General features: G+C 39.0%; 1 protein-coding gene. It reads left to right on the forward strand.

The features are described from left to right. Positions 1-122 precede the first annotated feature (122 nt). Positions 123-1,844 carry an IS1634 family transposase gene (locus tag K6V43_RS11310; RefSeq protein ID WP_222383147.1) on the forward strand — a complete coding sequence of 574 codons (1,722 nt, stop codon included), beginning with the start codon at positions 123-125 and terminating at the stop codon, positions 1,842-1,844. The last annotated feature ends 85 nt before the right edge of the window (positions 1,845-1,929 follow it).

Below are 1,929 nucleotides of genomic sequence, written 5' to 3' on the forward strand. Positions count from 1 at the left end.
TTCCCGACTTTATCACTTAATTTTTTAATAAACCACTTCAATTGCTTGATATAATTGAATTTTTCAACGATTTTTTAAACCTTTTTCTTGTGTTGTACGGCGTTGTATGTTATAATATAAGCATGGCTTTTATTCGAACTACTACTAACAAAGAAGGTAGAACACATGTCTATCTTGCAGAAAGTTACCGTATAGATGGAAAAACAAAACAGAGAATTATAAAAAAATATGGACTTCTTGATGATCTAGAAGCGGAGGAACCAGGTATTCTTGAGCGATTAAAGCGTGAAGCAAAAGCAGGATCTTTGACAGAAAATACTACGGTTCACCTAAGCTTGGATCTCTTAGCCCCTATGAATGAACCAGATAAATCCTATGGTTGGATGGTCTTTGATAATCTCTTTGAAGAATTAAAACTTCCTCATGTTATGAAGCAGGTAAAAACTAAAGCGAATTACGATTTGACAAAGGCTTTAAAACTACTGGTATTTCAACGAATCTTAAATCCCACTAGTAAATTAGCCACTGTTGAAACGCAAGCGGATTTATTTGGAGATTGGAATATTAACTTGAATGCCATCTACCGCCACCTTGATACATTGAATAAACTCAAAGACGATATCCAACTTCATCTCCATCAAGAGATTAGCCGGCTAACTAATCGGGAAGGACGTCTGGTTTTCTACGATGTCACCAACTATTACTTTGAGACAGATATCCTAGACATAGAAGAACAAACTGATGATGGAGAAATCATCAAAGTTGGTCTTCGCAGACGAGGACCAAGCAAGGAACACCGACCTAAGCCTATTGTACAACTGGGACTTTTCATGGATACAAACGGGATTCCCATTAGCTACAAGCTCTTCCGAGGGAATCAGACGGATCCTGTTACCTATCTCCCAGCAGTTAAAGAGGTTAAAAAGCAGTTTGGGATTGACCGAATTGTGGTTGTAGCAGACAAAGCCATGAACAGTAAAACCAATGTTTCAGCCATGTTGGAACAGGGGGATGGCTGGCTCTTTTCACAAAAGCATCGTGGAAAGAAAGGAGCTCCTAAAGATATTCAAGAACAGATTCTAACTCCAGAAGGGTGGCATTTCAATGCGAAAGAGACTTTCGCTAAGAAATCCTATATTCGCAACCGTAAACTAGGTACACGAAAGGACTCCCCAATCATAAAAGAGAAAGTCTTGATTACTTGGAATAAAAAATATGCGGATCGCGAACGGATTCGCAGAGAAGGCGCTCTTGAATACGCTAGCCAATTGACCAACGCGGAACTCTTTCGTCAAACTAGTAAAAAGGGGGGAAAGAAATACCTTGATTTGACTTATATAGATAAAGAAACAGGTGAAATCAAACCCTTCTCTCCACTCATTCAAATAGACTTCGAGCAGGTAGATTTCGATGCTCAATTTGACGGCATAAATGTCCTTGTCACCAGTGAGATTGAAATGTCAGATGAAGCAATCCTTGATTCCTATAAACAACTAAGTAAAATAGAAGATTGCTTTAGGGTTACCAAGACAGAATTGGAGAGCCGTCCGGTATATGTCTGGACAGAGGAACACATTCAAGCACATTTCCTAACTTGTTTTATGGCGCTCATTCTCATTCGACTATTACAGTACAAAACAAACTGGGCTATGAGTCCAGAGAGAATGATCAGAGCATTAAACAGTGCGAAAGCGACACGTCTACAAGACGATTACTACAGATTACAAGAGAGTCCAGATATGCAGGAGTTAAATAAACTTCTAGGGATTACGTGGAACCGTGGTCTCGTAAAGTTTGAAGAACTTAAGAGATACGCAAAGGCTGCATACACTACAGAAAAATAATGAAAAAGGATAGCCAAACTCCTTGTCCCACAAGGGGATAGCTATCCTTTGCTTTTTTTTATGTGATAAAGTCGGGATTTTACCA

Source organism: Streptococcus suis (genome assembly GCF_019794615.1).
GTDB classification, from domain to species: domain Bacteria; phylum Bacillota; class Bacilli; order Lactobacillales; family Streptococcaceae; genus Streptococcus; species Streptococcus suis_AI.

What these genes read in the sequence shown, in the direction of transcription:
- K6V43_RS11310 (WP_222383147.1), top strand. Translation starts at nt 123, where the DNA reads ATGGCTTTTATTCGAACTACTACTAACAAAGAAGGTAGAACACATGTC.